The organism is Maccoyibacter intestinihominis (genome assembly GCF_040096355.1).
Lineage (GTDB): Bacteria > Bacillota > Clostridia > Lachnospirales > Lachnospiraceae > Maccoyibacter > Maccoyibacter intestinihominis.
The window spans coordinates 48,183-69,868 of sequence record NZ_JBBMEX010000011.1; the positions used below are offsets into that span (position 1 = coordinate 48,183).

At 42.3% G+C, this 21,686-nt stretch carries 22 protein-coding genes; 21 read left to right on the forward strand and 1 reads right to left on the reverse strand.

Annotated features, from left to right (window positions below; all coding sequences use genetic code 11):
* Positions 1-28: 28 nt before the first annotated feature.
* From WMO43_RS10815 to WMO43_RS10880, 14 genes are all read left to right on the forward strand, one after another.
* The gene (locus tag WMO43_RS10815) at positions 29-517 is read left to right on the forward strand and encodes a ComF family protein (protein ID WP_353531173.1); all 489 of its coding nucleotides are present in this window, start codon (positions 29-31) and stop codon (positions 515-517) included.
* Entirely contained in the window at positions 508-918 is a 411-nt protein-coding gene (locus WMO43_RS10820; protein ID WP_353531174.1) for a flagellar protein, read from the forward strand. The genes WMO43_RS10815 and WMO43_RS10820 overlap by 10 nt, the downstream gene beginning before the upstream one ends.
* A gap of 287 nt (positions 919-1,205) precedes the next feature.
* Positions 1,206-1,625, forward strand: a complete 420-nt coding sequence (locus tag WMO43_RS10825) for a hypothetical protein (RefSeq protein ID WP_177963166.1) — start codon at positions 1,206-1,208, stop codon at positions 1,623-1,625.
* Entirely contained in the window at positions 1,622-2,632 is a 1,011-nt protein-coding gene (locus WMO43_RS10830; RefSeq protein ID WP_353531175.1) for a hypothetical protein, read from the forward strand. The genes WMO43_RS10825 and WMO43_RS10830 overlap by 4 nt, the downstream gene beginning before the upstream one ends.
* A gap of 93 nt (positions 2,633-2,725) precedes the next feature.
* Positions 2,726-3,631, forward strand: a complete 906-nt coding sequence (gene cdaA / locus WMO43_RS10835) for a diadenylate cyclase CdaA (RefSeq protein ID WP_434784184.1) — start codon at positions 2,726-2,728, stop codon at positions 3,629-3,631.
* Positions 3,597-4,937 carry a CdaR family protein gene (locus WMO43_RS10840; RefSeq protein WP_353531176.1) on the forward strand — a complete coding sequence of 447 codons (1,341 nt, stop codon included), beginning with the start codon at positions 3,597-3,599 and terminating at the stop codon, positions 4,935-4,937. Before cdaA ends, WMO43_RS10840 begins: the two co-directional genes overlap by 35 nt.
* Before the next feature lie 30 nt (positions 4,938-4,967).
* Positions 4,968-6,317 carry a phosphoglucosamine mutase gene (gene glmM, locus WMO43_RS10845; protein WP_177963162.1) on the forward strand — a complete coding sequence of 450 codons (1,350 nt, stop codon included), beginning with the start codon at positions 4,968-4,970 and terminating at the stop codon, positions 6,315-6,317.
* 49 nt (positions 6,318-6,366) lie between these two features.
* A complete protein-coding gene (locus tag WMO43_RS10850; protein ID WP_353531177.1) occupies positions 6,367-6,630 on the forward strand; it encodes an HPr family phosphocarrier protein in 264 nt (87 codons plus the stop codon).
* 58 nt (positions 6,631-6,688) lie between these two features.
* Positions 6,689-7,462 (forward strand): glucose-1-phosphate cytidylyltransferase, encoded by a 774-nt coding sequence (gene rfbF / locus WMO43_RS10855; protein ID WP_177963160.1) that lies wholly within the window; start codon positions 6,689-6,691, stop codon positions 7,460-7,462.
* 9 nt (positions 7,463-7,471) lie between these two features.
* Entirely contained in the window at positions 7,472-8,524 is a 1,053-nt protein-coding gene (rfbG, locus tag WMO43_RS10860; RefSeq protein WP_353531179.1) for a CDP-glucose 4,6-dehydratase, read from the forward strand.
* A 2-nt stretch (positions 8,525-8,526) separates the two neighbouring features.
* Entirely contained in the window at positions 8,527-9,867 is a 1,341-nt protein-coding gene (gene rfbH / locus WMO43_RS10865) for a lipopolysaccharide biosynthesis protein RfbH (RefSeq protein ID WP_353531180.1), read from the forward strand.
* Positions 9,868-9,882: 15 nt separating this feature from the next.
* A complete protein-coding gene (locus WMO43_RS10870) occupies positions 9,883-11,481 on the forward strand; it encodes an aldolase catalytic domain-containing protein (RefSeq protein ID WP_353531181.1) in 1,599 nt (532 codons plus the stop codon).
* 15 nt (positions 11,482-11,496) lie between these two features.
* A complete protein-coding gene (locus tag WMO43_RS10875; protein WP_353531182.1) occupies positions 11,497-13,293 on the forward strand; it encodes a thiamine pyrophosphate-binding protein in 1,797 nt (598 codons plus the stop codon).
* Between the two features lie 11 nt (positions 13,294-13,304).
* Positions 13,305-14,561: a glycosyltransferase 87 family protein gene (locus tag WMO43_RS10880; protein WP_353531183.1), complete on the forward strand. Its 1,257-nt coding sequence runs from the start codon at positions 13,305-13,307 to the stop codon at positions 14,559-14,561.
* Here WMO43_RS10880 and WMO43_RS10885 read toward each other — a convergent pair.
* A complete protein-coding gene (locus tag WMO43_RS10885; protein WP_353531184.1) occupies positions 14,558-15,208 on the reverse strand; it encodes an HAD hydrolase-like protein in 651 nt (216 codons plus the stop codon). The two genes, WMO43_RS10880 and WMO43_RS10885, sit on opposite strands and share 4 nt — an antisense overlap.
* A 443-nt stretch (positions 15,209-15,651) precedes the next feature.
* On the opposite strand from WMO43_RS10885, the gene WMO43_RS10890 reads away from it, so the two are divergent.
* The 7 genes from WMO43_RS10890 (at position 15,652) to WMO43_RS10920 (ending at position 21,670) form a co-directional block, all read left to right on the forward strand.
* Positions 15,652-15,774 (forward strand): hypothetical protein, encoded by a 123-nt coding sequence (locus tag WMO43_RS10890; protein ID WP_353531185.1) that lies wholly within the window; start codon positions 15,652-15,654, stop codon positions 15,772-15,774.
* 163 nt (positions 15,775-15,937) lie between these two features.
* Complete coding sequence (locus WMO43_RS10895) at positions 15,938-16,876, forward strand: NAD-dependent epimerase/dehydratase family protein (protein WP_353531186.1); 939 nt, start codon at positions 15,938-15,940, stop codon at positions 16,874-16,876.
* 14 nt (positions 16,877-16,890) lie between these two features.
* Positions 16,891-17,829, forward strand: coding sequence for a glycosyltransferase family 2 protein (locus WMO43_RS10900; protein ID WP_353531187.1), 939 nt, complete (start codon positions 16,891-16,893; stop codon positions 17,827-17,829).
* A 9-nt stretch (positions 17,830-17,838) separates the two neighbouring features.
* Positions 17,839-18,363: a GtrA family protein gene (locus tag WMO43_RS10905; protein ID WP_353531188.1), complete on the forward strand. Its 525-nt coding sequence runs from the start codon at positions 17,839-17,841 to the stop codon at positions 18,361-18,363.
* A gap of 12 nt (positions 18,364-18,375) precedes the next feature.
* A complete protein-coding gene (locus tag WMO43_RS10910; RefSeq protein WP_177963150.1) occupies positions 18,376-19,761 on the forward strand; it encodes an exopolysaccharide biosynthesis polyprenyl glycosylphosphotransferase in 1,386 nt (461 codons plus the stop codon).
* Between the two features lie 11 nt (positions 19,762-19,772).
* Entirely contained in the window at positions 19,773-20,582 is an 810-nt protein-coding gene (locus tag WMO43_RS10915; RefSeq protein WP_177963149.1) for a glycosyltransferase, read from the forward strand.
* A complete protein-coding gene (locus WMO43_RS10920) occupies positions 20,579-21,670 on the forward strand; it encodes a glycosyltransferase family 4 protein (protein WP_353531189.1) in 1,092 nt (363 codons plus the stop codon). The genes WMO43_RS10915 and WMO43_RS10920 overlap by 4 nt, the downstream gene beginning before the upstream one ends.
* Positions 21,671-21,686 lie beyond the last annotated feature (16 nt).

The following is a 21,686-nucleotide window of genomic DNA, read 5'->3' on the forward strand; positions in this document are numbered from 1 at the left end:
GAAAAGTGTATGGGTCTATCAGGGGGAAATGAAACAGTCGATCTATCGTTTTAAGGACGGAGGACGCAGAGAGTATGCTGAGTTTTATGCAAAAGAAAGTGCAAGACTCTATGGAGACTGGATCAAAAGAAAGGATATCCAGGCGATCATACCGATACCAATCCACAGACACAAACGCTATAAACGCGGTTACAATCAGGCGGAAATATATGCGAAAGAGTTAGGAAAACAGTGCGGGCTTCCGGTAGACAGTAAAACCTTAATCCGCGTTGTGGATACACTGCCACAAAAGACTTTAAGTGACCGGGAAAGGAAAAACAACTTAAAAAAGGCTTTAAAAATAGGTGTAGATGGTGTACAATGGAAAAGAGTATTAGTGGTGGATGATATATACACAACCGGAAGTACGGTAGATGCGGCAGCAGCCGTTTTACAGGAAGCCGGTGTCGAAAAAATATATATTCTTTCAATTACCATTGGAAACGGATATCAGAAGGAGGAATTGGAATGGATGTAAGAAATTGCAGGGGCTGTGGAAGGTTGTTCAATTATCTGCAAGGGCCGCATCTTTGCCCGGCATGCATGCAAAAGTTAGAAGAGAAATTCTCACAGGTAAAAGATTATTTAGAGGATAATCCACATGCAACAATTCCGGAAATAGCCAAAGACAATGAAGTGTCAACAAGACAGATTGAACAGTGGGTCCGTGAGGAACGTCTTTACTTTTCCGATGATTCACCATATGGGATCGGCTGTGAACGATGTGGTAAGATAATCAAGACAGGAAGATTTTGCGATTCATGTCGTAATGATATGGCAAACACATTCCAGAATGCATACCAGAAAAAGGAAGCTCCGAAACCAAAGAGCAGCAGAGTGACCAGCGAAAGAGATAAGATGCGTTACCTCGACAGATAACATAGAGCAAGAGAGAACAGAAGAACTGCCAGAAGTTTTTGGCAGTTCTTTGCTTGTGCTAAAAAACTTTTCATTCATAAAGAGGTATGATATAATGGGCGTAAGCAATGAGCAGTGCCATCCAACAAAAATATAACAGACTTGTGCTTGCACAAAGTCAGTTGTATTTTTGTTGGATGATAGGGCGAATGCCCGTACATCGAAAAAATCTCTGATTTTTGAGATGCACTGCGGCGTGTATGAGCACACAGGCAAACAAAGATATTCAACATATCGGCAGGAAGAGTATGATACATGAAGACAGAGTACGTCAGATGATCAAGCTGGCGGTTTATGATGAAAATAAAAGCATGGGCGAGAAGAAGCCGGCACAGTATTTCAGAAAAGATTATCTGGCATTGGAGATGATCAAAAGCTTCTTTTGCGGAACGATGGCATATGCCATTATCGTGATATTAGGGGCGGTCTATCTGTTGGGTAATGGAGCCGGAGATATCAGCACGGTCAATTTCATTCGTATTCTTATTCTGACTGTAGTCTTATATGCCGTTTTTCTCGGCATATATCTTGTTTTAACCTATTCCATTTACAGTGCAAGGTATGAAAAAGGACGGAAAGCGTCCAGAGAGTATTACCATACGTTAAAAAGAGTAAATGAGATGTACCGGCAGGAGGATACTGCCAAGACACCGGAGGAATGGCTATGACAAAATGGATTGAGCTTAGAGAAAAGATCCGGAAAATTTATGGAAAGCATAATCGTCTGATCCTTGCAGTCGTAAAGTTTATTCTGGCACTTTTTCTGTTTTTACTGATAAATCACTATGTGGGCTATATGGAAAAACTGCATCATGTCTATATTGCAGTGGCACTGGCACTGATCTGTGCAATGCTTCCGGTCAATATGACCGTGTTGCTTGCAGCGGTGTTTACGGTTGTGCATCTCTATGCACTTTCGATGGAAGTTGCAGTGACAGCACTTTTGATATTCCTGTTGATGTTTTTTCTGTATTTTCGGTTTTCACCGAAAAACGGATATGAAGTGGTGCTGATGCCGATCACGTTTGTCTGTCGGATTCCATATGCGGTACCGGTAGCGAATGGACTCATTGGGGAACCGTCTTCGATGATCTCTGTCATATTCGGAACCATTCTCTATTATTTTTTAAATGGAATACACAATAATGCATCACTCTTAAAAGGCGTGCAGGGTGGTGAGAGTGCAGATAATAAATTTGTGGTATCTCTCAATCAGGTATTGGCAAATAAAGAGATGTATCTGGTCATTCTCGCATTCTGCCTTGCAGTCATCGTGGTTTACAATATCAGACGAAGAGCCGTGGAATATGCCTGGAGTATAGCGATCGGAGCAGGAATTTTAACGGAATTCATTGTGCTCTGTGTCGGCTATCTGGTGCTTGGGATTTCAGGAAGGATCCTGTGGCTGGTGTTCGGTTCGATCTTATCGACCGGGATTGGATTTTTAATTGAATTTTTATGTTTTAATCTGGATTACAGCCGGACGGAAAAAGTACAGTTTGAAGATGATGAATACTACTATTATGTCAAAGCGGTTCCGAAAGTAAATCTTTCTTCGAAAGAGAAGCAGATCAAAAAGATTTCGGGTAAGAAAAATGTAAAACGCAGCGGGGAACGGATTACGAAAAAGCAGCTCGCCAAAGAGCTGGATATTCAGGAAGATATGTTAGATTAAGGATAGATTAAGAATAGTCTAAGAAAGAGGACACAAATCATTCATAAATTTTCCATAGTATAGAAAACAATGTTTAGAAAGGAAGTGAGCTGGGTGCAGAACCTGATAGCAGTGTTTGCTGCATTTTGGGACAAATATATGTTTTGGATCAATCGTCCGGATGTGACAGTTACAGATATTGTAGAGATCCTCATTATCGCATTTTTACTGTATCATATCCTGGTATGGTTTAAGACAACCAGAGCATGGACACTGTTCAAGGGAATCCTTGTGATTCTGGTCTTTATTTTGTTGGCAGCAATTTTCCAGATGAATACGATACTCTGGATTGCGGATAAGACGATCAATGTGGGAATTATCGCAATCTTAGTTATTTTTCAGCCGGAAATGCGAAAAGCACTTGAACAGTTAGGAAGAAAGCGTTTTATTTCGACATTGTTTTCTTTTGACAATGGAAAAAATACGGTGGAGCGTTATAGCGAGCGTACCGTAAACGAGATGGTAAAAGCATGTTATGAGATGGGTAAGGTAAAGACAGGAGCCCTGATCGTTATCGAGAACGATGTCCAGCTTGGCGAATATGAGCGAACCGGAATTGAGTTAGATTCCATTCTTTCAAGCCAGCTTTTGATCAATATTTTTGAAAAAAACACACCATTGCACGATGGTGCGATTATTGTACGGGGAAATCGTGTGGTAGCAGCAACCTGTTATCTGCCGCTTTCCGATAACCTTGCACTGAGCAAAGATTTAGGAACAAGACATCGTGCAGCAGTGGGAATCAGTGAAGTCAGTGATTCTATGACGATCGTAGTATCGGAAGAGACCGGTAAAGTGTCCCTGGCAGTAGAAGGAGAACTCTATCGAAACATAGACGAGGTATTTTTGAAGAAAAAACTTTCCGAAGGACATCTGAAAAATGTGGAAAACGGAAAGCTCATAGATTGGAAGAGGAGGTTGCAGAATGTTAAAAAAGCTAAAGAACCTTCTGACAAATAATATCGGTTTGAAATTTTTATCCGTTTTATTTGCGATGATCTTATGGCTGGTAGTGGTCAATATTGATGATCCGGATAAGACATCGACTTTTACTACCAATATTACGATCGCGAACGAAAATGCGATCGCAGATATGGGAAAAAGCTATTCCATTATCAATGACAGTGGAACCGTAACTTTCCGGGTAACGGCAAAACGTTCAATTATCGAGCGTCTGACGAATTCCGATTTTAAGGCAACGGCAGATATGGAAAATATCGAACTGCATGATGACGGAACTGCCATTGTACCGATCGATATCAGTGCAGTACGCTATAGCAGCCAGTTAGATATTGATAGAAAGAAGAAAAACTTAGAACTGGCAGTAGAAGATTTACAGAGTAATCAGTTCAAGATCACAGCAGAGGCAACCGGAACCCCTGCGGAGGGAAGTGCGGTAGGCGAATTGAAGGTTTCTCCGGATGTGCTTACAATCTCCGGTCCGGCATCTGTCGTGTCACAGATCAGTAAGGTACAGGCAGTGATCGATGTCAGCGAGAAGTTTTCGGATGTTGAAGACAATGTGGTGCCGGTAGTATATGATGCATCGGGCAATACGCTTGATACCTCTAAGTTAACCTTTAGTCAGGACACGGTGCAGATAAAAGCACAGATTCTGAGTGTGAAAGAGATTCCGATTAACTGTGAGACCGGTGGAGAGTTAGAAAGCGGTTATCAGCAGATCAGTGTGGAATGCGAGCCGAAAAAGATCAAGGTCATGGGAACGGCAGAGAAATTAAATAAGATTACCATGATTACAATCCCGGGAGAAGCACTGGATATTTCGGGTGCGAAGGAAACACTGACAAAGGATATCGATATCAGTACCTATCTGCCGGATGGTGTCACATTAGTAGACAGTTCCCAGGCAAAAGTAAAGGTAACGATCGCGATTGAGCAGACCGAGACAAAGAACTTTAATGTCCCTGTGAAAAATATAAAAATCTTTAATTTATCGGATGACTGTAGCATAGAATATCAGGGTGACAAAATACCGGTTACTTTAAAAGGTTATACGTCAGATTTAGAATCACTTTCGGCAGAAGATGTCATGTTATCCGTTGATGCATCAGGTGTACAGCCGGGAACGAATACACTTCCGCTGACACTGAACCTTGGAAGCGGCTATACATTAGTTGAGGATTCTGTGGTGACCATCAATGTGGTAGATCAGAGCGAAAAGCAGCAGGATACCAATACGGACAGTGAGAGTAAGAAAGATAATAATAAAGAATACAGCAAGAAGAAAGAACAGAGTCAAGAATAGAAGAATACGGATATCAGGAGGAGTCTTATCATGGCTAGAATGTTTGGAACAGATGGTGTAAGAGGCGTTGCGGGTTCAGAACTCACAATCGAACTTGCCATGAAGTTAGGGCAGGCAGGAGCTTATGTCCTGACAAAAGAAAAAAGCCATCAGCCAACAATTATTGTGGGATGTGACACCAGAATTTCCGGCGGAATGTTAGCAAATGCCTTAATGGCAGGTATCTGCTCGGTAGGAGCAAATGCCGTTTATGCAGGAGTGCTGCCGACCCCGGCAGTTGCATATCTGACCAGAAAACATAAGGTGGACGCAGGAGTAGTGATCTCTGCTTCCCACAACCCGATGGAGTTTAACGGGATTAAATTTTTTAACGGGGAAGGATATAAGCTATCGGATGCATTAGAAGATGAGATCGAAGAGCTGATCAAAAACGAAATGAAGGACGTTACCATGCCGATCGGTTCCGGTGTCGGACGTGTGGAGTATCGTTTTGACATGCGAGAAGAATATGTGGATTTTATTGAAAAATGTGTGCCGGTAGATTTAAAGGACATGAAGATCGTAGTGGATTGTGCCGAGGGTGCTTCCCATTATACTTCGGTCAAAGTGCTGCGGGACTTAGGGGCCGATGTAGTAGCAATCCATACCAGTCCGGATGGAACGAATATCAATGCTAACTGCGGTTCGACACATATGGAAGAGCTGCGGGCAAGAGTCGTTTATGAAAAAGCAGATGTCGGACTGGCGTTTGACGGAGATGCAGACCGAATGCTTGCAGTCGATGAATGTGGCGAGGTTGTGGATGGAGACCAGTTGATGTCCATCTGTGGCAATTACATGAAGCAGAAGGGAACTTTAAAGAAAAATACGATCGTAGCAACCGTGATGAGCAACCTTGGAATGTTCTTAATGGGCGAGCGGGAAGGCATCCATATCGAAAAGACGAAGGTGGGTGACCGTTATGTGCTTGAGAATATGTTAGAAAACGGATATAATATCGGTGGAGAACAATCAGGACATATTATTTTCTTAGATGAAAACACCACAGGCGACGGACTGCTCAGTGCATTACATCTGTTGCAGGTCATGACAGAGACGAAGAAAAAACTCTCAGAGTTAGCTTCGATCATGGAGGTACTTCCGCAGGCATTAGTCAATGCAAAGGTGCCAAACCATAAGAAAGAACACTTTGAAGAGTATGCTGAGATTGCCGAGGCTATTGCCGAAGTGGAAGCAAAGTTTGCAGGAGAAGGCAGAGTGCTGATCCGTCCTTCCGGAACAGAGCCTTTAGTAAGGGTTATGATAGAGGGAAAAGACCAGCAGCTGATAGAGAGTGAGGCACAGAAGTTAGCGGAACTGATCAGCAGTATCATGCTGTAAAATATGGGACTATGATGTATAATGTATAGAAAAGAGAGGGGAATACTTTATGGTATCACAAAAAGTAGCAATTAAGAATCCGACAGGGTTGCACTTAAGACCGGCAGGAGAGCTGTGCAAACAGGCAATGCAGTATAAATCACTGATTACATTTAAGTATGGAGATAACACAGCGAATGCAAAGAGTGTGCTGAGCGTTTTAGGTGCCTGCATCAAATCCGGAGATGAGATTGAATTTGTATGCACCGGCGAAGACGAAGAAGAAGCATTAAAGGGTGTTGTAGCAGCAGTAGAGAGCGGACTTGGCGAGTAAAGAACCAATCAGAATATAAAATATAAGAAAAACGTTAGAGAAAGAAAAGAGGTAAAAAATGAAAGTTGTATTGTTAGCGGGAGGATTTGGAACCAGGATCAGCGAGGAAAGTCATTTAAGACCGAAGCCAATGGTAGAGATTGGAGGAAAACCAATCCTTTGGCACATCATGAAATACTATTCTCATTTTGGTCATAATGAATTTATCATCTGCTGTGGTTACAAACAGCATGTCATCAAAGAGTGGTTTGCAAATTATTATTTACATAACAGCGATATCACGTTTGATTTTACACAGGACAACAAAATGATCGTCCATAACAACGTGGCAGAGCCTTGGAAAGTCACATTGATCGACACAGGACTCAACACAATGACCGGAGGAAGGATCAAACGTATTAAAGATTATGTCAATAATGAGCCATTTATGCTTACTTATGGTGATGGTGTATCAAATGTTGATCTTGATAAACTGGTAGAGTTCCATAAGAGTCACGGTAAGATTGCAACAATGACAGCCGTAAACGTAGGACAGCAGTTCGGCGTACTTGAAATTGATGAGGACGGAACGATCAATAAGTTCCGCGAAAAATCTGATTCCGACGGTGGCGTGATCAATGCAGGATTTATGGTGTTAAACCCGGAAATCTTTGATTACATTGAAGGTGATTCCACAGTGTTTGAAAAACAGCCGTTAGAGACTGTGGCAGCAGAAGGACAGTTGAAAGCATATATGCATCACGGATTCTGGAAGTGCATGGATACACAGCGTGACAGAGAAAAATTAGAAGAAATGATCGCATCCGGGGAAGCACCTTGGATGGTATGGTAGGAGAAAACAATGGATTTACAGTTTTATAAAGATAAAAAAGTCTTAGTGACAGGACATACCGGGTTCAAGGGCTCATGGCTTTGCCGCATTTTAATCAATGCAGGAGCAGAAGTAACAGGATATTCCTTAGAGCCTCCGACAGAGCCGAATCTGTTCTCTATGTGCGGTATCGAGGAAAAAATGAATTCCATTATCGGTGACATCCGCGACAGAGAGCATTTAAGCAAAGTGTTTGAAGAAGTACAGCCGGAAATTGTGCTGCATCTTGCGGCACAGCCGATTGTCCGGGATTCTTATAAAGATCCGGTTTACACATATGAGACAAATGTGATGGGAACCGTTAATATCTGTGAATGTGTGAGACAGAACCCTTGTGTGAAGAGCTTTTTGAATGTTACGACAGACAAGGTATATAAAAATAATGAGTGGGAATGGGGCTATCGTGAGAACGAGCCGTTAGACGGTTATGATCCATATTCGAACAGCAAGTCCTGTTCAGAGCTGGTAACACACAGCTATATCAATTCTTTTTATAATGAGATGGATGTGGCAGTGTCTACGGCAAGAGCCGGAAATGTGATCGGCGGCGGAGATTTTGCAAATGACAGGATCATTCCGGACTGTGTCAGAGCAGCCGAGAAAAAAGAGGATATCATTGTGCGTAACCCACATTCCACAAGACCATATCAGCATGTGTTAGAACCTCTTGCAATGTATCTGACGATAGCGAAAGAGCAGTATGAGGATAAAAAATACGCAGGCTTCTATAACGTGGGACCGGATGACTGTGACTGCGTTACAACAGGAGAACTGGTAGACATCTTCTGTGCAAAGTGGGGCGAAGGCATGAAGTGGGTCAACAAGTTCATGGGAGGCCCTCATGAGGCAAACTTTTTAAAATTGGACTGCTCAAAAGTAAAAACCGTATTTGGCTGGTCCCCAAGATGGCATGTGGAAGAAGCCATTGAAAAGACTGTAGAGTGGTCAAAGGTTTACTTTGCAAAGGGAGACATCCCGAAATGTATGGACGAACAGATTAATGAGTTCTTTGGAGGAAAATAAGAATGTTTGAAAATAAGACAGAACAACAGGCAAAAGAAGAAATTTTAAAAATGGTAGAGGAATACTGTAACACCTACCATAATCAGAAAAAAGCATTTCAGGAAGGCGACAGAATTCCTTATGCATCCCGTGTATATGACAGTGCAGAGATGGTAAATCTTGTAGACAGTTCTTTAGAGTTCTGGTTAACAGCAGGAAGATATACCGCACAGTTTGAAAAAGCATTTGCAGAATATTTAGGAGTAAGATACTGCTCTTTAGTAAACTCCGGTTCTTCTGCAAACTTGAATGCATTTATGGCACTGACATCCCCATTATTAGGCGAGCGTCAGGTAAAACCGGGCGATGAAATGATCACAGTAGCAGCAGGTTTCCCTACAACGGTAACACCGGCGATCCAGTACGGTGTTGTTCCGGTATTCGTAGACGTAACCATCCCACAGTACAACATCGATGTTACACAGTTAGAAGCTGCATTATCCGATAAGACAAAAGTAGTTATGGCAGCTCATACATTAGGAAATCCGTTTGATCTATCCGCAGTTAAGACATTTTGTGACAAGCACAATCTCTGGCTGATCGAGGACAACTGTGATGCACTTGGTTCTAAATATGTGATCGATGGAGAAGAGAAATTCACAGGAACCATTGGTGATATCGGAACTTCCAGTTTTTATCCGCCACATCATATGACCATGGGCGAAGGTGGAGCCGTTTATACCAATGATCCGTTATTAAATAAATGTATCCGTTCTATGAGAGACTGGGGACGTGACTGCGTATGTGCATCCGGACAGGACAACCTTTGCGGACATCGTTTTGACAAACAGTATGGCGAACTTCCGTTAGGATATGACCACAAATATGTATATTCACATTTTGGATATAACTTAAAGGCAACCGATATGCAGGCAGCAGTCGGATGTGCACAGATTGTTAAATTCCCGAAATTCGTGGAGAGGAGAAGAGAGAATTTTGACCGCTTAAAAGCAGGTCTTGCAGGAACAGAGGGCAAGCTGATCCTTCCGGTACCATGTGAGAATTCCCGTCCGAGCTGGTTTGGATTTTTAATTACCTGCAAAGAGGGCGTAGACAGAAATAAGGTTGTACAGTATGTGGAAAATCATGGAGTACAGACCCGTATGCTTTTTGCCGGAAACCTGACAAAGCATCCATGCTTTGACCAGATGAGAGCAACCGGAGAGGGCTATCGTATTGTCGGAGAACTGACCAATACAGACAGAATTATGAATGACACATTCTGGGTAGGCGTATATCCGGGAATGACTGATGAAATGATTGATTATATGGCAAAGACCATTAAAGAGGCTGTAGATCAGTAGTAAGGAGATAGATTTATGGGAGAAATCAAGTTATTGGATTGCACGCTGCGTGACGGCGGTTATGTAAATGACTGGAAATTTGGACACAACAATCTTGTCAGCGTATTTGAGCGTATGGTAGATGCAAACATTGATATCATTGAGATTGGTTTTCTAGATGACAGAAGACCATTCGATATTAACAGAAGCATCATGCCGGATACTGACAGTGTAGAGAAGATTTATGGAGGACTTGACAGAAAACAGGCAATGGTGGTCGGAATGATCGACTATGGTACCTGTAAACTGGAAAATATAAAACCTTGCAGCGAGAGCTTTTTAGACGGCATCCGTGTCATCTTTAAAAAACATTTAAGAAAAGATGCGCTGGCTTACTGTGCAGAGATAAAAAAACTCGGTTATAAAGTTTTTGCACAGCTTGTATCCGTGACAACTTATGAAGACGATGAAATGATGGATCTGATCCGTCTTGCCAACGAAGTAAAACCATATGCGGTATCCATGGTAGATACTTACGGACTCATGCATCAGGAGAATTTAAAGCATTATTTTGATTTGTTAAATGAACACTTAGCACCTGAGATCGGGATCGGATATCATGGTCATAACAATTTCCAGATGGGTTATGCGAACTGTATCGAGATGGCATCCCAGAAGACAGACCGTGAGATGTTAGTAGACGGAAGTATTTACGGTATGGGAAAAAGTGCCGGAAATGCACCAATCGAGTTAGTGGCAATGCATTTAAATGACTGCTTTGGAAAAGATTACCATATCAGCCAGATCTTAGAAGCGATTGATGCGAATATCATGGATTTCTATAAGCCCGCAACCTGGGGTTACAATATGTTCTTCTTCATTGCGGCATTGAACAACTGCCATCCGAACTATGTTTCGGATCTGATGAATAAGAGAACCCTTTCCGTAAAGGCAATTAATCAGATCCTTGGAAAATTAGAGGGCGATAAGAAGCTTTTATACGATAAGAACTATTTAGAGAACCTCTATTTAGAATATCAGAATGTCGATGTGGATGATACGGCAGACATGGCAGAGCTGACAAAAGCATTTGCCGGAAGAAATGTGCTGCTCTTAGGACCGGGAATGAATGTGGAAAAACAGAAAGCCCGTATTGAGTCCTATGTAAAAGAAAACGATCCGATCATCGTATCGATCAACTTCGTATCTGAATTGTTTAAACCGGATTATATTTTTCTCAGTAATGCGAAGCGTTATGTGCAGTTAGCAACCGAGCTGCTGCAAAAAGGCGACGAATTTAAAGTGATCGCAACGTCAAATGTAACAAAAACAAGCGGAAAATTTGACTATACCTTAAAATATGCAACACTCTTAGATGAGGATGCAGAGATCATCGACAATTCCTTTATCATGCTGTTGAAGGTCATGATCCGCCTTGGCGTAAAGAAAGTTGCATTGGGCGGCTTTGATGGATATATGGGGGATCGAAGAAAGAATTATGTGAACCCGAACATGGAATATAAATTCAGCAAAAAACAGGCAGAATCTTTAAATGAGTATGTCTGCACAGTATTAAAGACATTGTCAGATGAGCTGGAGATGGAGTTTATTACAGACTCATTGTATGCAGAGTAGTGAGGAGATAAGCAAATGAAAGTGAAAGTATCAGATTATATCGCAGATTTTCTTGTGGATAACGGAATTGATACGATGTTTATGATTACCGGTGGCGGAGCCATGCATTTAGATGACAGTTTTGGCCATAAGGAAGGGCTGCATTGTGTATTTAACCACAATGAGCAGGGATGTTCTGTTGCGGCAGAAGGTTATACCAGACTGACCAACAAATTAGCCGCAGTCTGCGTTACCAGCGGTCCGGGAGGAACGAATGCATTGACCGGTGTATTGGGCGGATGGTTAGATTCCATTCCGATGTTCATCGTGTCCGGCCAGGTAAAAAGAGAGACGACGACATGGTCTACCGATGTTCCGGTACGTCAGTTAGGCGATCAGGAATATCAGATCGTGGAAAGTGTTAAACCAATGACAAAATATGCACATATGATCGTAGAAGCAAACGAGATCGCATATCATTTAGAAAAGGCATTATACTTAAGCAAAGCAGGCAGAGGCGGCCCTGTGTGGTTAGATGTGCCGTTAGATATCCAGGCAGCCATCGTAGATACTGATGACCTGAAACATTTTGACAAATCCGAATGTGCCGAAGAGATTCCGCCAAAGGTAGAAGCAGCTACCGCTGTGGAGATTTTAGAAAAGATCAAAGCAGCAAAACGTCCGCTGATCTTAGCAGGTACGGGAATCCGTCTTGGCGATGCACACAAGGAATTTATTGAAGTTATCGAAAAATTAAATATACCTGTAGTAACTGCATGGAATGCCCATGATGTCTTATGGGATGCACATCCGTTATTTGTCGGAAGACCAAGCACCGTTGGAACACGCGGTGGTAACTTTGCGGTAGAAAATGCAGATCTGGTACTGACCTTAGGATGCCGTCTGAACATCCGACAGATCAGTTACAACTATAAAGACTGGGCGAAAAAGGCATTTAAGATCGTTGTAGATATTGATAAAAACGAATTGAACAAGCCGACCATTTTCCCGGATATGAAAGTACATGCCGATGTCAAAGATTTATTACAGGAATTGTTAAAGGCAGATGTTTCCGTGGAAAATGAGGAGCATCAAAAATGGTTAGAGTTCTGCCAGGCAACCAATAAAAAATACCAGGCAGTATTACCGGAATACTATGAGAAGAAATCTCCGGTAAATCCATATGTCTTTATGAAAAAACTTTTTGAAGGATTAGAAGAGAACGATATCGTTGTAACCGGAAACGGAAGTGCCTGTGTAGTTTCTTTCCAGGCAGCAGAGATCAAAAAAGGTCAGAGACTCTTTACCAATTCCGGATGTGCCAGCATGGGCTATGGACTGCCGGCAGCATTAGGTGCCTGCATTGCAGAAGGAGAAAAGAGAGTCATCTGTTTAGACGGAGATGGAAGTCTGATGATGAACCTTCAGGAACTGCAGACGATCCGCTACAACAACTGCAATATGAAACTGTTTGTACTGAATAACAACGGTTATCATTCGATCCGCCAGACACAGAACAATCTGTTTAAAAACGGACTGGTCGGAGTCTGCGACGGCAATGGTGTGAACTTCCCACCGTTTGATAAATTAGCAGATACCTTCGGATTCCGGTATTTCAAGATTGATTCGTTAGACGGTATTGAAGAGAAATTACAGGAGGTTCTGAATACAGACGGTCCTGTACTGTGCGAGGCAATTTTAGATGAAGCACAGAATTTTGCGCCGAAATTATCTTCTAAGGTACTGCCGGACGGTAAGATCGTATCACCGCCAATTGATGATATGTTCCCATTCTTAGACAGAGCGGAGTATCAGGCAAATAAATTACAGTAGTGGTTGAGGGTATGAAAAAAGAAAAATTAAAACTGGAATATATTTTTTATATTTTGATGGCAATTCTGATAGGTTTGTTCCTGTACTGGTTATTCCATGATGACAAGGGTACACAGTGGAATGTCTTTTTCAGAAAAACGAGTGACTACTTTGCTGATTACATCAACGTACTCCGTTACTCGGCATGGCATGATCCGTATTTCAATGCATTGAACGGACCATCGGAAAAAGGTTATTTTCCACTGACCTATCTGATCTTTTACTGGCTGGCAAAAGCAGTGAATTTTGCAGAGTATCGGGATGACGGCGTAGATGTCGGAATGTGGACGAAAAACCTGACGATCGCAAACTATGTCATGCTATTGATGATCCTGATCATGTTTATCCAGTTGTTCCAGATGAAAAAAGGAAAACCGGTAACAAAGTGGCTGATGACACTGGCACTGGCATTTTCTGGGATCGCACTGTTTTCCTATGAGCGTGGAAATGTGATCTATCTTGCAGTCATCGGAATGGTGTGCTTTATCGAGCATTACCAGAGTGAAAATAAAGTGCTGCGGGAATGGGCGTTTATCGCACTTGCCTTTGCAGCGGCGATCAAGGGATATCCTGCAATTTTCGGAATCCTGCTGATCTGGGAAAAACGCTGGAAAGAAGCGATACGTCTGATGATTTACGGACTGCTGTTCTGCTTTGGCCCGTTTGCCCTGATCGGAACCGGATTTAAGTATAATATCACGCAATGGCTGGTAAATCTCGGTGAAAACGGCGAAAAATATATGTTTACACATAACCCGCGTTTTGGCTATCTGTTCTTCCTCTCTCAGATGAAGAGTGGGGACACCAGAGATATGTGGAATGAAGTGTTAAAGATTATTTTCTATATTTTAGCGATCATAGGGATTATCGTCATTTCCAAGCAGAAAACCTGGTGGAAAAAGGCGGCGATGTTAGTTTCCATTATTATCTTACTGCCAACCAACAGCGGATTTTACTGTGGATTGTACCTGTTCCCGATCGTAGTTCTCTTTTTCAATGAAGAAGAACACAACTGGCTGGATATTTTATATATGCTTTCAATGATCGTCATACTCAATCCGTTCCAGTTGATGACAAAAAAGGGAGTCAACATTACATTGACAGCGACGAATATTGCAATGTTTGTCTTTGCAGGATTGCTGCTGATCGATAATATCGTGAATTTTATAAGAGTGCTGATAGAACAGCATAAAAATAAAATAAGAATAAAAGGAGCTCTTCCGGATTAGAAGAGCTCCTTTAATTGTGCTACATCGGCAGCAACGGCATCCGGTTCAAAGGCAAGTACATCTTCTTTGGAAGAAAAACCAAAACCGTAGGTCACGCCGACGAATCCAAGACCAATCTCATGTGCACCGATCACATCGTTGTCACTGTCACCCACCAGTACCGCATCCGCAGGATCATCTACACCCAGTGCGTGGATGCAGTTGCGGACAACATCTGCTTTGGAGTATTTTCCGGCGGCATCCGAACCGTGGATCGAATCAAAACAGGAAGCAATGCCGCAATGCTCCAATACACGTTTTGCCATGTCCTCACGCTTGTAGGTTGCAACGCCAAGCTGATAGCCTTTTTCATGCAGATAGAGGAGTAAATCCTTCATGCCCTCATAGGCATGGGCTTTTAACAGATCATCGCCACCGTAATGGGAACGGAAAATATTCATCGCACGCAGGGATTCCTCTTCGCTGATTCCGTAAATCTCCCGTAAACGTCTGTGTACCGGCGGTCCGATAAAACTTCGCATCTGTCCCACATCTAACTTTTCATATCCAAGAGTGTCTATCGTATACTGTACACTGCTGATCACGCCTTCCGAGGTATCCAGCAGCGTGCCGTCTAAGTCAAATAAAATTGCCTTGTACTGTTTCATTTATCTTTGTATCCTCCTGTAATTTATCTAAGGGTATCATAGCGAAATTGTGGGAGTTGGTCAAGGTGTGTGTTTTTTTATGTGACTGTGTTCCTGTCAAATCCCACCCTGACATATGCTGCGTTTTCTATTCCTCGCTTCCGCTGATCCGTCCTCTTTTCCTGCAACTCGTCCTACGGACTCAGACAGGCAGGAAAGAGAGGACTGCTAAGAAGCTCGTCATGACGAAAGCCTCGCAAAATGTCAGGGTGGGATCTGACAGGAGCGGGATGTCATCCTACAAAAGCGGTATCATAGTGAAATTTTTAACGATGTTCAGGAGATTGTCGATTCTCATGACTTTTTCAGATATTTATTTCTTATTAATACCACAGCGTTCCCATCCACTACAGCACGGCGGATGAGTCCCCGGTACGGAACATTGTGTAAAGGATTAGAAGTGCTTGGATTCCGACGAAAACAGCAGTTGGCAGACAGGAAGTCTGCCAAAGACCGAGCTGAGCCATGGATGGCGAATCGAGGTCGGCTGCGTCAGGAACCAATATATTATCGTGCGGAATCCGTAGCACTTCTTATCCTTCACACATGTTCCGTACCGGGGACTCACCGCCCTCTCTTTCTTAATTTTATATGAACCCACCCCGAATGACTTGAATTATATGGAAGAATCAAATATAATAATAAAGATTATGGATAATTACGCTTAGTATGACTTCAAGGAGAAACAACATGAAAAAGATAGCGATCATGGGTGCGAGAGGCTTTGTAGGCAAGGCACTGACCGCCCATCTGCAGGACAAATATACAGTATATCCGATTACCCGCGAGCAGTTCAGTCTGTTAGACGAGCAGGCGGTGACGGAGTTTTTTGAGAAAGAAAACATAGATGTGGTATTCCACTGTGCGAACCAGGGCGGTTCGAGAAAGACAGGCTATGACGTAGCAGCACCGGATGTCATCGGCAACAACTTAAAAATGTTTTTCAATATGGAACGCTGTTTAAAAGACGGCATGAAGCTGATCAATTTTGGAAGCGGTGCGCAGTACAACAAGGCAAGAGACCTTGTAAAAGTAAAAGAGGATACGATAGGAACCGTGATCCCGAAAGATGATTATGGATACAGCAAATATGTGATGTCTGAATATTTAGGAGTGCGGGAGTCCTCCAATAAACCGGGAATCATATACAATCCGATCATATTCGGACTGTACGGACAGGGAGAAGATTACACGTTCAAATTCATCTCCAATGCGATCATGAAGAATCTGTTAGAGATGCCGATCGTCATTAATCAGAATGTCGTATTTGACTATCTGTATTTAGGAGATTTTTTAAAGGTCATGGATAAGCTGATCGAAGAGGATGTGCCAAACCGGGAGTTCAACATCACACCGACGGAATCCATTGATCTTTGCAGCATTGTAGAGATCATCAACGAGATCGGAGATTTTAAAAGCGAAGTCACGGTTAAGAATCCGGGACTGAACTATCAGTATACCGCAGATAATACCAGACTTTTGGAAAACATGGGAAATGATTTTGTATTTACTTCCTACAAGGAGGGTATAAAAGAGTTATACGACTATTATAAAGAAAATTTAGACCGGCTCGACACGGAAGCGATCCGAAAAGATGAGCTGTTAAAATATTGTAAGACTAAGGGATAAGAGGATAAAGGAACATGAAAAAAATCAGTGTATTGATTCCTTGTTATAATGAGGAAGAGAATGTAGTACCGATGAGTGAGGCAGTTGCGGATATATTTGCAAAAGAGCTGCCGGAATATGATTATGAACTGGTGTTTATAGACAACGATTCGAAAGATGCGACCAGACCACTCTTGCGTGACATCTGTAAAAAGAATCCGCATGTAAAAGCCATCTTTAATGCAAAAAACTTTGGACAGTTCAATTCGCCGTATTATGGAATCTTACAGACGACAGGAGATTGTACGATTTCCATGTGCTGTGACTTCCAGGACCCGGTCGAGTTGATACCAAAGTATGTCAGAGAGTGGGAAAAAGGTTATAAGATCGTCATAGGAATTAAGACAAGCAGTAAAGAGAACAAGATGATGTATCATCTGCGCAGCCTGTATTATAAGATGATCAAAAAATTCTCAGACGTAGAGCAGATTGAACATTTTACGGGTTCCGGACTTTATGATAAAGATTTTGTACAGGTGCTTCGGGATTTAAAAGACCCAACACCGTTTTTGCGTGGAATCGTAGCCGAACTTGGCTATGAGAGAAAAGAAATACCGTATGAGCAGCCACAGCGAAGAGCAGGAAAGACACATAATAACTTCTTTACGTTATTCGATGCGGCAATGCTTAGTATTACATCCTATACAAAGATCGGACTCCGGCTTTGTACGATCATAGGTGCGATATTCAGTGCGATCGGATTTATCATTGCAATCATTTATCTGGTCATGAAACTGATCTGGTGGAATCGTTTTGCAGCAGGAATGGCACCGGTTCTGATCGGAATGTTTTTCTTAGGTTCCATCCAGATATTCTTTATCGGATTTCTGGGAGAATATATTTTAAGTATGAATAAGCGGTTGATGAACCGTCCGCTGGTTGTGGAATCAGAAAGAATTAATTTTGACGCATAGGAGAAAACAATGGAAAATACAGGAGTCAGACTGTGGGAAATCTTAGACAAGATGCTCTATGCAATCTTTGTCCGTTTCCTTCATCTGAAATTTTTAGAAAAACGCTGGGATGGATTTATGCAGTTCGTCAAGTTCGGAGTAGTCGGAGTCACGAATACGGTCATTTCCTATACTTTGAATGTACTGGTACTTTTTGCCTGTGCAAAGCTGCATATCTTTGAACGGTATGATTATATTTTGGGAAATACGATCGCATTCCTTCTGAGTGTGCTCTGGTCTTTCTATTGGAACAGCCGTTATGTATTCGGTTTAGAGGAAGGCGAGAAACGCTCCCCGTGGAAAGCGTTGTTAAAGACATATATATCTTATGGTTTTACGGGAATCATATTAAGTAACATACTTTCTTATGTATGGATCCGTGTGTTTGGAATTTCAAAATACCTTGCACCATTGATCAATCTGGTAGTAAGCATCCCGGTCAACTTCCTGATGAACAAGCTCTGGGCATTTAAGGGAGAAAAAACGGAGGCTTAAAGAGGGCAAGCAATGAATAACAGAGAACAATACAAGCGAATGCTGAACTTTTTGGCAAACGCAGTCATTTTATTTTTTCAGGGAATGTGCTTTGCATATATATGGTATGAATATTACAGCAGAGTCATTTTTATGCCGTTCTTCCGCCGTGGTAACTGGGCGGTTGTCGGTATGTATGTCTTAATCCTCTTCTTCTTTACGAGGGTTATGGGCGGTTATAAGGTGGGATATCTTCGGATATCAGATATCTGCCTGTCGCAGTTGTTGGCGATTTTAGCAAGTAATGTGATCGGATATCTGCAGATCTGTATGATCGGCAGGGATTATATGCCGATCGGGCCGATCATTATGATCACATGGGCAGAGATACTGTTTGTTGTACCGTGGGCATATACGGTGCGCTGGCTTTTTGTGCGTCTGTATCCGCCACGGAAGATGCTGATCATTTATGGAAAATATTCCCCGGATGATCTGATCAAAAAAGTAAATTCACGAAGAGATAAATACAATATCTGCGGAGCAGAGAGTATTGCAATCGGATATGAAGAACTGACAAAACGGATTCCGGACTATGAGGCGGTCGTACTTTGTGACCTTCCGGCTCATACGAGAAATAAGATCCTGAAATTCTGTTTTGAGAAATCTATCCGTATCTATGTAACACCAAAACTTTCGGACATCATCATTTCAGGTTCCGAATCAATACATCTGTTTGATACGCCGCTTTATCTGTGTCGCAATAACGGATTCAGCATGGATCAGCGGATTTTCAAAAGAGCCATGGATATTATCGGTTCCCTGATCGGAATTATCATCCTGTCACCATTTATGCTTCTGACAGCGGTAGCGATCAAAGCCTATGACAGAGGCCCTGTATTTTTTAAACAGGCAAGACTGACACAGGATGGCAGGGAGTTTGGAATTATCAAATTCCGCAGTATGTGTATAGAATCGGAAAAAAATGGTGCACAGCTTGCGAAAAAGCATGACGACAGGATCACACCGGTCGGCAGACTGATCCGTAAGATTCATTTTGACGAGATACCACAGTTATTTAATATTTTAAAAGGCGATATGTCGATCGTCGGTCCAAGACCGGAGCGGCAGGAGATCGCAAGCCAGTACGAAGAGATCATACCGGAATTCCGCTATCGTTTGAAAGTAAAAGCGGGACTGACCGGATATGCACAGGTGTATGGAAAATACAATACGACACCATATGATAAATTAAAGTTAGACATGCTGTATATTGAAAATTACAGCTTCTGGCTGGACATCAAGATACTGTTGATGACATTTAAGGTTATCCTGCAAAAAGAAAATTCCGAGGGAATCGATGAAAATCAGATTACAGCCTTAAAGCGGGAGATTGAAAGCAAGACCACAACAAAGTATTAAGAAGGTGTAATATGGGAATATCTGTATTGATGTCTATTTATAAAAAAGAAAAACCGGAATATTTTCGTGAGACGATGGAAAGCATTTTGGCACAGACCAGACAGCCGGAAGAGATCGTGCTGATCGAGGATGGGACACTGACACCGGAATTGGATGCGGTGATCGAAGAATATCAGAAGAGATGTTCGAATCTGAAGGTCTATCCACACAAAGAAAATCAGATGTTAGGCAGGGCACTCGCAGAAGGAGTGACACTCTGCTCCTATGAACTGATCGCAAGAATGGATACCGACGATGTGATGATGCCAAAACGTTTAGAGCAGCAGTATGCGTATATGCAGCAGCATCCTGAAATTTCCGTCTGTGGTGGCTTCATCAGAGAATTTAACGATGAGGGTACCTATGAGAGGATTAAAAGGATGCCGCGTCTGATGGAGGATATCCTTCCTTATGCGAGATACCGCAATCCGTTAAACCACATGACGGTCATGTTCCGGAAACAGGATGTGTTAAATGCCGGTAATTATCGGCATTTTCCTTATTTAGAGGATTATGATCTGTGGAGCAGGATGTTAGCAAAGGGATGTGCTTTTTATAATCTGCCGGAAATCTTAGTCAAAGCGCGTACCAGTGAAGCACTTTACGAAAGAAGAGGCGGTGCGGCTTATTTTCGTCAGTACAGACAACTTCGAAAAGAGCAGCATACACTTGGCCTGACTTCGGGCAAAGAATATGCGACAGGCTGTATTCTTAGCTTTGGAATGACAATGCAGCCGTCCTTTTTAAGAAAACTCACATATCAGAAGGTACTTAGAAAATGAAAATATTGATTGATGCGAGAAGCATGGGAACAAAACCAAGCGGAATCGGAATGTATATCTACAATTTTGCAAAAGAGCTGGTCAAAGAGCCGGATATGGAGATTCATCTGTTATCTGATATTGCAACGAGCAATGAGATGCAGGCGATGGAGCAGGCGGGAGCCATACTTCACTGTTACGGTACACCGGTCGGAAAAAATTTTGGACTGGTTAAATATTACCTCTATCTGCAAAAAGTGATCCATGAGATCCGGCCGGAGATCTTCTGGGAGGGTAACAGTTTAGTACCGATCAAAGTGACAAATCCTTATGGAAAATTTATGGTCACCGTACATGATCTGTTCCCGCTGACGATGCCGGAGTGTTTTGGAAAAAAATATGAGTATTATTTTCGTTATGGGCTGAAAAACACCCTCAAATATGCCGATACGTTTATCTATAATTCCATGGAAACAAAACGGGATATGGAGCGTATTTTTCCACAGGCAGCAAAAAAAGAGAGCTTTTTATCCTATATCATTATAGACAGGATCGTGCATGGCGAAATTGAGGACAACAATGCATTTCTCTATGTCGGAAATTTAGAAAAACGAAAAGGGACGGATCTCTTATTAGACGGCTATCTGGAATATCTGAAAGCAGGCGGAACCAAGGATTTACGCTTTGCGGGAAAGATCCGTGAGGCGGATATCGAAGAGAAGATCAGACAGGTACAGGAGCAGACTAAAAAAGCAACCTATTTAGGATATCTGACTAAGGAAGACAAAGAGAGAGAATACCGTCAGTGCAGTGCTTTTTTATTTCCGTCAAGGGCAGAGGGATTTGGAATGCCGGTAGTAGAAGTTATGAATTATGACAAACCGGTCATTGCCAGCAATCTGAGTATTTTTCAGGAGCTGATCGGAGATGAGATCAATTATTTTACCATTTCGGATGATAACAAGGAGTCCGCAAAACGGCTTGCAAAGCGGATGTCAGACTACGAACAGCCGACAGAGGGCAGCTATGAGAAGATCATAGAGCGGTATGTGCCGCAGAATTTAGCAAAGAACCTGAGTGCATATTTCAGGCAGCAGGTTACAGAGTAAGAAAAAGAACAGGAAA

What these genes read in the sequence shown, in the direction of transcription:
- WMO43_RS10815 (WP_353531173.1), top strand. Translation starts at nt 29, where the DNA reads ATGAAACAGTCGATCTATCGTTTTAAGGACGGAGGACGCAGAGAGTAT.
- WMO43_RS10820 (WP_353531174.1), top strand. Translation starts at nt 508, where the DNA reads ATGGATGTAAGAAATTGCAGGGGCTGTGGAAGGTTGTTCAATTATCTG.
- WMO43_RS10825 (WP_177963166.1), top strand. Translation starts at nt 1,206, where the DNA reads ATGATACATGAAGACAGAGTACGTCAGATGATCAAGCTGGCGGTTTAT.
- WMO43_RS10830 (WP_353531175.1), top strand. Translation starts at nt 1,622, where the DNA reads ATGACAAAATGGATTGAGCTTAGAGAAAAGATCCGGAAAATTTATGGA.
- WMO43_RS10840 (WP_353531176.1), top strand. Translation starts at nt 3,597, where the DNA reads ATGTTAAAAAAGCTAAAGAACCTTCTGACAAATAATATCGGTTTGAAA.
- glmM (WP_177963162.1), top strand. Translation starts at nt 4,968, where the DNA reads ATGGCTAGAATGTTTGGAACAGATGGTGTAAGAGGCGTTGCGGGTTCA.
- WMO43_RS10850 (WP_353531177.1), top strand. Translation starts at nt 6,367, where the DNA reads ATGGTATCACAAAAAGTAGCAATTAAGAATCCGACAGGGTTGCACTTA.
- rfbF (WP_177963160.1), top strand. Translation starts at nt 6,689, where the DNA reads ATGAAAGTTGTATTGTTAGCGGGAGGATTTGGAACCAGGATCAGCGAG.
- rfbG (WP_353531179.1), top strand. Translation starts at nt 7,472, where the DNA reads ATGGATTTACAGTTTTATAAAGATAAAAAAGTCTTAGTGACAGGACAT.
- rfbH (WP_353531180.1), top strand. Translation starts at nt 8,527, where the DNA reads ATGTTTGAAAATAAGACAGAACAACAGGCAAAAGAAGAAATTTTAAAA.
- WMO43_RS10870 (WP_353531181.1), top strand. Translation starts at nt 9,883, where the DNA reads ATGGGAGAAATCAAGTTATTGGATTGCACGCTGCGTGACGGCGGTTAT.
- WMO43_RS10875 (WP_353531182.1), top strand. Translation starts at nt 11,497, where the DNA reads ATGAAAGTGAAAGTATCAGATTATATCGCAGATTTTCTTGTGGATAAC.
- WMO43_RS10880 (WP_353531183.1), top strand. Translation starts at nt 13,305, where the DNA reads ATGAAAAAAGAAAAATTAAAACTGGAATATATTTTTTATATTTTGATG.
- WMO43_RS10885 (WP_353531184.1), bottom strand. Translation starts at nt 15,208, where the DNA reads ATGAAACAGTACAAGGCAATTTTATTTGACTTAGACGGCACGCTGCTG.
- WMO43_RS10895 (WP_353531186.1), top strand. Translation starts at nt 15,938, where the DNA reads ATGAAAAAGATAGCGATCATGGGTGCGAGAGGCTTTGTAGGCAAGGCA.
- WMO43_RS10900 (WP_353531187.1), top strand. Translation starts at nt 16,891, where the DNA reads ATGAAAAAAATCAGTGTATTGATTCCTTGTTATAATGAGGAAGAGAAT.
- WMO43_RS10905 (WP_353531188.1), top strand. Translation starts at nt 17,839, where the DNA reads ATGGAAAATACAGGAGTCAGACTGTGGGAAATCTTAGACAAGATGCTC.
- WMO43_RS10910 (WP_177963150.1), top strand. Translation starts at nt 18,376, where the DNA reads ATGAATAACAGAGAACAATACAAGCGAATGCTGAACTTTTTGGCAAAC.
- WMO43_RS10915 (WP_177963149.1), top strand. Translation starts at nt 19,773, where the DNA reads ATGGGAATATCTGTATTGATGTCTATTTATAAAAAAGAAAAACCGGAA.
- WMO43_RS10920 (WP_353531189.1), top strand. Translation starts at nt 20,579, where the DNA reads ATGAAAATATTGATTGATGCGAGAAGCATGGGAACAAAACCAAGCGGA.